At 44.1% G+C, this 7,251-nt stretch carries 11 protein-coding genes; 8 read left to right on the top strand and 3 right to left on the bottom strand.

Annotated features, from left to right (window positions below):
* The first annotated feature begins 116 nt into the window (after window positions 1-116).
* The 7 genes from MHN02_RS19375 (at window position 117) to MHN02_RS19345 (ending at window position 2,872) form a co-directional block, all read left to right on the top strand.
* Complete coding sequence (locus MHN02_RS19375; RefSeq protein WP_014948138.1) at window positions 117-395, top strand: hypothetical protein; 279 nt, start codon at window positions 117-119, stop codon at window positions 393-395.
* Between the two features lie 128 nt (window positions 396-523).
* Window positions 524-790, top strand: a complete 267-nt coding sequence (locus MHN02_RS19370) for a hypothetical protein (RefSeq protein ID WP_231513031.1) — start codon at window positions 524-526, stop codon at window positions 788-790.
* A gap of 71 nt (window positions 791-861) precedes the next feature.
* A complete protein-coding gene (locus MHN02_RS19365) occupies window positions 862-1,113 on the top strand; it encodes a hypothetical protein (RefSeq protein ID WP_014948136.1) in 252 nt (83 codons plus the stop codon).
* 100 nt (window positions 1,114-1,213) lie between these two features.
* Window positions 1,214-1,546, top strand: coding sequence for a YnfA family protein (locus MHN02_RS19360; RefSeq protein ID WP_230598747.1), 333 nt, complete (start codon window positions 1,214-1,216; stop codon window positions 1,544-1,546).
* Window positions 1,547-1,581: 35 nt separating this feature from the next.
* Window positions 1,582-2,010, top strand: a complete 429-nt coding sequence (locus tag MHN02_RS19355) for a GNAT family N-acetyltransferase (protein WP_044583803.1) — start codon at window positions 1,582-1,584, stop codon at window positions 2,008-2,010.
* A gap of 52 nt (window positions 2,011-2,062) precedes the next feature.
* Window positions 2,063-2,518, top strand: a complete 456-nt coding sequence (locus MHN02_RS19350; RefSeq protein ID WP_014948133.1) for a GNAT family N-acetyltransferase — start codon at window positions 2,063-2,065, stop codon at window positions 2,516-2,518.
* Between the two features lie 24 nt (window positions 2,519-2,542).
* Window positions 2,543-2,872 (top strand): zinc ribbon domain-containing protein YjdM, encoded by a 330-nt coding sequence (locus MHN02_RS19345; protein ID WP_014978206.1) that lies wholly within the window; start codon window positions 2,543-2,545, stop codon window positions 2,870-2,872.
* 89 nt (window positions 2,873-2,961) lie between these two features.
* On the opposite strand, the gene MHN02_RS19340 is transcribed toward MHN02_RS19345, so the two are convergent.
* Window positions 2,962-3,819: a LysR family transcriptional regulator gene (locus tag MHN02_RS19340; protein WP_014978205.1), complete on the bottom strand. Its 858-nt coding sequence runs from the start codon at window positions 3,817-3,819 to the stop codon at window positions 2,962-2,964.
* A gap of 171 nt (window positions 3,820-3,990) precedes the next feature.
* Between MHN02_RS19340 and glyA the strand changes: the two genes are divergently transcribed.
* Window positions 3,991-5,247, top strand: coding sequence for a serine hydroxymethyltransferase (gene glyA / locus MHN02_RS19335; protein ID WP_014978204.1), 1,257 nt, complete (start codon window positions 3,991-3,993; stop codon window positions 5,245-5,247).
* Window positions 5,248-5,256: 9 nt separating this feature from the next.
* On the opposite strand, the gene MHN02_RS19330 is transcribed toward glyA, so the two are convergent.
* Together MHN02_RS19330 and MHN02_RS19325 are read right to left on the bottom strand one after the other, a co-directional pair.
* Entirely contained in the window at window positions 5,257-5,724 is a 468-nt protein-coding gene (locus MHN02_RS19330; protein ID WP_232306451.1) for a hypothetical protein, read from the bottom strand.
* A gap of 150 nt (window positions 5,725-5,874) precedes the next feature.
* Entirely contained in the window at window positions 5,875-7,146 is a 1,272-nt protein-coding gene (locus MHN02_RS19325; protein WP_014978202.1) for a divalent metal cation transporter, read from the bottom strand.
* Window positions 7,147-7,251 lie beyond the last annotated feature (105 nt).

The following is a 7,251-nucleotide window of genomic DNA, read 5'->3' as shown; positions in this document are numbered from 1 at the left end:
TTGTGGTGCTCCCAAAAAGAGAGCATATGATCATAGCCAGACCAGGTCGTCAACTAACAGTTAAATTTGATCAAATAATGTTCGCGATCTCGCCCTGATCAATCTAAGAGGGATTTATGCAGACTGCGCTAATTATTGTTATTCCAGTAGTTGTTGTTTTGCTGATTATTGGAATTCTAAAGCTCAAACCGTTGTTCAGTTATATGGCAATTTTTGGCTTAGGAGTACTGTCTTCATTCGTAGTGGAGTTCTTTTTTTGCTCTGGCCTGCAAACACAGTGTGAAGCAGATGCGTTAAATATGGTGGGCTTTTTCTTCCATTCTTTTTATGTAATAGCAATTTGTTCAGTTTTTTACGCTATTATGCCTCACGCTTCAAAACAAAAATCGCAGTAAATGTCTTAACAAAAAGACGATTAAGACTATAGTGTGTAATTCAGAAAATTTGATTCTATAGGCTGTAGTTCAAGTAAATAAAAAATAATTCGTTGAAACCAATGGATATTGAAACGAGTAGAGGTTAGATGTCTACATTCGGTGAACTTGGTGCAGCCCTTGTAATTAAAAACCAAAAGATAAGGAGTTCTTTTAATATGAGTTTTTGGCAAATCATTATTTTTGTCGTGCTTTTCAGCCTTACACTTCTACCAGCGTTAATTGCCTTAACATCCAAAAAAGCTAAAGGCATACACAAGTTAGCATGGGGGGCCATTTCCCTTTTCTTTTCGTGGTTGGGTTTTTTAATCTATTACTTCTTTGCAATTAGAGGTATGAGCAAGCAAAGTACATAACGATTCGTTGTTACGCTCCACTTTAATATGCCCTTTATTAGACGTTATACGGTGATAGGAATTTAGATAACATGAAGATTAAATTGATAGTAATCTTGTCAATATGCGTAATCTCAACAGGGTGCGCTTCAACTTCTGATAGGGCTGCAAGAGACTTTCTTGATGGGGCTAGTGCCAGTGCTGAAAAAAGACAGCGAGAAGAATCTACTAACCGATACAGCAAAAAGCGTGACCATAAAAACGATGCTATAGAAGATACGGTGTCTGGAGCACTTACCGCGCTTTTTAGAGGTTTGTTTAGCTCTGAAAGCGACGATAACTAGTGAAAGATAGTTTCCTAGCATGGCGTGCGAGTAGCACTTTAATGCCCTTTTCAAAAGGTCTTATTTGCTTACCAGCAGTATTTCAAAAGAGGTCTGCCCGTTGGAATTAAAAACCATTGGTTTGTTTGTTATTACTGCACTTGCTGAAATCGTTGGATGCTATCTGCCCTATTTATGGTTGAAAGAAGATAAGTCCATATGGTTATTAGTACCAGCGGCTATATCGCTCGCGCTTTTTGCTTGGCTGTTATCACTTCACCCAACCGCTGCCGGGCGCGTATACGCCGCTTACGGTGGTGTTTATATTTTTATGGCTATTATGTGGCTTTGGCTTGTTGATGGAGTGAAGCCAACGTTATGGGACTTGGTGGGCACCTTTGTCGCTTTGATTGGTATGGCGATAATTATGTTCGCACCAAGAAGTCACGGATAAGAGTCTTGCTTGCAATAAATAACGAAGAAAACGCGATGAAGATTACCTTTATTCCAAGTACGAACCTACCAAGGGCTGCTGAGTTTACCTTTAATAACATGCGCGATTATTACGCTCAGTTTGCGCCTGATTGGGACGCCGAAAAAGTGCTTGGGGTTACCGCAGAGCTCATTAATTACGACATTCAAGTAGACAGCGAAACGGTGGGGGTTATGCGCCTTCAATACGACGGTAACACCTGTATATTGCGCGACCTTCAGGTCATACCCAGCGCCCAAAACAAAGGCATAGGTAGTGCTGCCATTGAAGAAGCAGAAAGACTAGCGTTAGGGGCCAATACTAACTCGCTTGACTTACGAGTATTCAAAGTTAGCCCTGCCGTTTCACTTTATAAAAAAGTGGGATTTATCATTAAAAGTGAAGACGACCGCTTTTTTAACATGACTAAACCCTTAAGCACTTAACAAACAGGCTTGTACCGCCGTCTACTCAGAATATACCTAATGGCCAAAGCACATGAAGATTATTATTGATGATCTCACCGGAGGAGAAGTGCTAGCGCTTTTAGAAGAGCATTTGTCTGATATGTATGCTACATCACCACCCGAGAGCGTACATGCATTAGATGTTGAAGCACTAAAAGCTTCGAACATTACTTTTTTTAGTGGCTGGAAGCAGCAACAGCTTGCGGGCTGCGTCGCTATTAAAACCCTTGATACACATAGCGCCGAGCTAAAATCTATGCGCACCGCCAAACCGTTCAGAGGTTGCGGTGTGGCGTCTCAGTTATTACTTTTTGCCCTAGAACATGCGAAAATGAAAGGGTTTAGTTCGGTAAGTTTAGAAACAGGAACGCAAGACTACTTTTTAGCGGCCAGAACCCTATACAAAAAGTTTGGTTTTGTTGATTGCGGTCCATTTGGCAGTTACTCAATCGATCCCAACAGCCACTTTATGACCCGAGCGCTTTAATTTAGTATTTTAAGAGAATTCCACATGTCGTTACCTCCTTGCCCGCATTGCCAATCAGAATATGTATACGAAGATCAGCCTCTACTTATTTGCCCTGAATGTGGACACGAGTGGAACCCGAACGAGGTAGAAGAGGAAGTCTCAGCTAAAGACTTCAACGGTACACCGTTAGTAGCCGGCGACAAAGTTACGCTAGCAAAAGATTTGAAGGTAAAAGGCAGTTCGTTGGTACTTAAAATTGGCACCAAAGCCGTTATCCGACACGTGAAAGATGCCAAAGACCACCAGCTAGACTGTAAGGTAGATGGCGCGGGTGAAATGATGCTGACTGCGCAGTTTGTTAAAAAGGCATAGACGGCCTTTATTGAAAAGCTGTTACTCCTCTCGGCGCGCTTACTTTTTGTTGTTTAGCAGGCGCGCTAGCTATCTCCTGCTATTTCCTGTTAAAAGTTTGCGACTTCGTTGGTAATGGTTTCAGTAAGCAAGCTAATCGCTTTCGATGACACTTTCTGAGGGTTAACCAAACAAACCCCCACATGCCCAAGCTCGGGTAAACTTTCTGAATTAGATAAAACGTGTAGCCCAGGCGGCACCGAACTTTTTGCAAGAACGGTTATACCCAGCCCTTCGTTAATGGCCGTTTGTATGCCGTTTAAGTCAGCAATGGTATACACCACCTGCCACGGTTTTTTGATAGCCGATAACAGATTAGTTGCTCGCTTGCGGTAAATACACGGCGAAGGTGCTGCAATAATAGGCAGTTTAGCAGGCACGCTATTTACAAAGCGCTGACTCCCCACCCATACCAGTTGATCTGAAATGATGTAACCGTCTTGCTGAGGATCTGGTGTTTCTTGTAGCGAAAGAATTAAATCGAACTGACTTTTAAGCGGCTCACTAAGTAAGTCTTTACTTAGCGCACAATGCACCTCTAGCGATATTTCCGGATAGGTTTGCGTGAACCGTCGAATAATTTTAGGCATAAGCGTTGTACTAAATTCGCTGGGAATGCCTAACCGAATATTTCCCGTAACCTGCGGTTTACCAAATTCGGCCATCGCCTGATCGTTCAGTGCCACTATCTTTTCACCATACGACAATAAGCGACTACCAGCGCCAGTTAGTGCCAAGCGATTTTTGTCGCGGGAAAATAGCTTTTCCCCAATCATTTCTTCTAGTTTTTTTATCTGTAAGCTAATGGCAGGCTGTGTGCGCTGAAGCTGCTCGGCACATTGAGTGTAGCTACCCGTCTGTGCAATAAGCACGAACGAACGCAGAAAATCTATCGATAAGTTTTTCATTACTTTGCTGTACACCTCTCTATTAGCTTTGCCTGCTGTTTTGCCTTACTGATGCCAAACTTGCTCACAAGGCCATTTAATAAAATTATAATGCCATATTTTTTATTAATTTTATTTATTCTTTTTACACTCCTAGTATCAGATACAAAATAATGACATTTAGGAGCCAGCATGAACCCACTTAACCAGCACCTTCACGAACAAGACCCAGATATCGCAGCATTTATTGCGCAAGAAAACGAACGCCAAGAACATCACATCGAACTGATTGCATCGGAGAACTACACCAGCAAAGCTGTTATGCAGGCACAAGGCAGTCAGCTAACTAATAAGTATGCAGAAGGCTATCCGGGCAAGCGCTATTACGGTGGCTGCGAGGCGGTGGACAAAGTAGAACAGCTTGCTATCGACAGAGCTAAAGCATTGTTTGAAGCTGACTATGTGAATGTGCAGCCTCACTCTGGCTCTCAAGCGAATACTGCAGTTTATATGGCGCTATTAAACCCTGGCGATACCATTCTTGGGTTGAGCCTTGATCACGGTGGGCACCTCACACACGGTGCAAAGCCTAACTTCTCGGGAAAACTATACAACGCGATTCAGTATGGCTTGAACACAGAAACTGGTGAAATTGACTATGACCAAGTAGAAGCCTTGGCTAAAGAGCACAAACCAAAAATGATTGTAGCGGGCTTTTCCGCTTACTCTCGCGTGGTCGACTGGCAGAAGTTTAGAGACATCGCTGATAGCGTGGGCGCGTATTTACTCGTAGATATGGCACATGTTGCGGGCCTTGTTGCGGCCGGTGTTTATCCCTCGCCAATTAACGCGGCTCACGTGGTTACTACTACTACCCATAAAACACTGCGTGGTCCTCGTGGCGGGCTTATTATGTGTAAGTCAAACCCCGAGCTTGAAAAGAAATTCAATTCATTAATTTTCCCTGGCATTCAGGGTGGCCCACTTATGCACGTTATTGCCGCAAAAGCGGTAGCGCTTAAAGAAGCCATGACAGCAGAGTTCCGCGCTTATCAAAAGCAGGTAGTCATTAATGCACAAGCTATGGCTGATGTATTTATGAAGCGTGGCTTTGACGTAGTATCTAATGGAACCGACAACCACATGTTCCTGCTAAGTCTTGTAAGTAAAGGAATGACGGGGAAAGAAGCCGACGCGATATTAAATAGCGTGAATATAACGGTAAATAAGAACACAGTACCCAACGACCCGCAGTCGCCATTCGTTACAAGTGGTATTAGAATTGGCACACCTGCGGTCACTTCACGCAATTTTAGTGAAGAAGACTGTGCTCAATTAGCCCATTGGATTTGTGATGTGTTAACAGCGCCAGAAGACAATGCAGTAGTACAGCAAGTGATAGATAAAGTGGCAACGCTAACAGCGGCTCGCCCCGTTTATACTAAGTAAAACCTAGTACTATACCGAGAGAACTCGTGCGTTGCAGGTAGCCACCATTACCCGCCACACGAGTTTGGCTCGTTCATTAAACTGCACTATTCCCACTCCCCAAGCGTCTTCCATGGCGCCTTGCCACACGCTACACGTTTCAATGGTATCGCCGGACAAGGGGGCTAACGATAAGCTAATGCGTAGCGACTCCAACCATTCTCTAAATAGCGGGTCCTGATTACCTGCTTCACGCATTTGAGAAAGCTGTAGCGAAGCTTGTTGCTTAATACCTTGAAGCCTTTTGTAGATTTCTCGAGGGTCTTCTTGCTGCCCCAAAAGATGAAGTTCGCGCTCAATATCGTAAGCATTGTGCCAGTGGATAGTTTGCTGCGGCTCTTTTGAACAGCCCCACATTGCCGCACTCATAAGCGAAAGCAGCATGATACGCTTACCCCATAATAAAAGGGTGGAAGGAAATAGTTTTTTGCCACGCACCAAGCTGCGAACTCCTCAAACGATGTCATCTACAGTATAGATGAGTATTGCGCTGGGGCTCGCATAAGTACGCGTAATTAAACTAATTTACTAAGGCGAGACTTGCGAAGCACCTAAAGTGCTTTGCGCTCTCGTTACGGTAGGAAGTGACTAGCTAAACCACTTCCACCATATAAACACCATTAGAAACCCAAATAGATAGATTAGGCCTAAATAGCTAAGCAGCTTCACTACCACGTTTGGTGCCGCGTCTTGATGAAGCTTGGTTTGTGCCACAAGCTTATGGTTAAGCCAAGCAAACATTGGAGTAGTAACAAAGGCCAGCGTCATCGCAAAGCCTAACATTGCCAAGAGCGCAGATTTAAAGAACAACACAATGATAAAACTCGCCACTGCCATAAACAGTAACACCGGTGTTACCAGCGTATTTCGTGCGTTTTTGTCTTTGTTAAAAAGAAGCGCTATTGCTTCAGCAACCACCCTCGCATAACCATCGTAAACGGTTAGCGCCGAACCAAATATGCACAAAAATGCAACCAGTGCGATAAGCCAATGCGCCCACTGGCCAATGGTTGATGAGTACATGCTAATTAGCTGATGGGAAAAGCCGATACCGCTAGTACTTAGCTCTTTACCGCTGCCATACAAAATTAATGCACCTAAGCCCAAAAACAACAATGCGAGTAGCACCGTCACTGCATAACCTAAATTAAAATCGAAAAGGGCCGACTTTGGCGTTACGGCTTGCCCCTTGCACTGCCGCTTTAACCAAAGTGAAGTAATGGACGATATTTCAATAGGTGCGGGCATCCACCCCATTGTGACTACTAAAAAGCCTAATGTAGCGAGCGTCCAAGGTGAAGGCGGCGCCACGGCAGGTGCTGGTGAAGCAGAATAATTGCTTAGTGCCACCACGAATACGGCGACTGTCGCCACCACAAGCACGCCCATTATGCCTTTGGCGATATTGTCCAATCCTTCAAAATGGCCAGCGAGTAGAATGATTAAAATAAGTGCCAAAACCACTGAAGCGGACAACGTTATGGCGATATCGAAAGGAATAAAATACGACAATAAACTTGCTGCAAACAACAACAGCGCTGCAGCATTGACCACCGACGCAATGGTATTCAAACCCAAGGCAAGGGCCAAATATCGTCTCCCCATTCCCAAGTACCCTTGCTGAAGGGTTTGTTTGGTACTGATGGTGTAGCTAACGCCTGCTCTAAAGAATGGGTATTTGAGTAAGTTAACTACCAATATAAGCAGCGCTAACTGCCAACCAAACTTCGCCCCCGCTTGAGTTGATGCTACTAAGTGACTACCGCCTACCGCCGCTGTTGCCATAAGCACACCCGGGCCGAGCAATTTTAATAGTGCAATACAACGGGCAAAAAACGATGTTTCAGCTGAATACGACAAGGCAACCTCTAAATGGGCATTTCAAAATAGCCGTTAACCATATCAGTAATATAATAAACAGAAAAGAGAGTACGCGCTCATCTGCAAGGCTTGTGGTGTAAGCTG

Origin of the sequence: Alteromonas sp. CNT1-28 (genome assembly GCF_022348345.1) — a bacterium.
In the GTDB taxonomy this organism is placed as follows: Bacteria; Pseudomonadota; Gammaproteobacteria; order Enterobacterales; family Alteromonadaceae; genus Alteromonas; species Alteromonas macleodii.
Note: the sequence above shows the minus strand (reverse complement) of the source record. Positions and strands in the feature narration are given on the sequence as shown.

Coding starts and splice junctions, on each gene's coding strand:
- MHN02_RS19375 (WP_014948138.1), top strand. CDS start 117: ATGCAGACTGCGCTAATTATTGTTATTCCAGTAGTTGTTGTTTTGCTG.
- MHN02_RS19370 (WP_231513031.1), top strand. CDS start 524: ATGTCTACATTCGGTGAACTTGGTGCAGCCCTTGTAATTAAAAACCAA.
- MHN02_RS19365 (WP_014948136.1), top strand. CDS start 862: ATGAAGATTAAATTGATAGTAATCTTGTCAATATGCGTAATCTCAACA.
- MHN02_RS19355 (WP_044583803.1), top strand. CDS start 1,582: ATGAAGATTACCTTTATTCCAAGTACGAACCTACCAAGGGCTGCTGAG.
- MHN02_RS19350 (WP_014948133.1), top strand. CDS start 2,063: ATGAAGATTATTATTGATGATCTCACCGGAGGAGAAGTGCTAGCGCTT.
- MHN02_RS19345 (WP_014978206.1), top strand. CDS start 2,543: ATGTCGTTACCTCCTTGCCCGCATTGCCAATCAGAATATGTATACGAA.
- MHN02_RS19340 (WP_014978205.1), bottom strand. CDS start 3,819: ATGAAAAACTTATCGATAGATTTTCTGCGTTCGTTCGTGCTTATTGCA.
- glyA (WP_014978204.1), top strand. CDS start 3,991: ATGAACCCACTTAACCAGCACCTTCACGAACAAGACCCAGATATCGCA.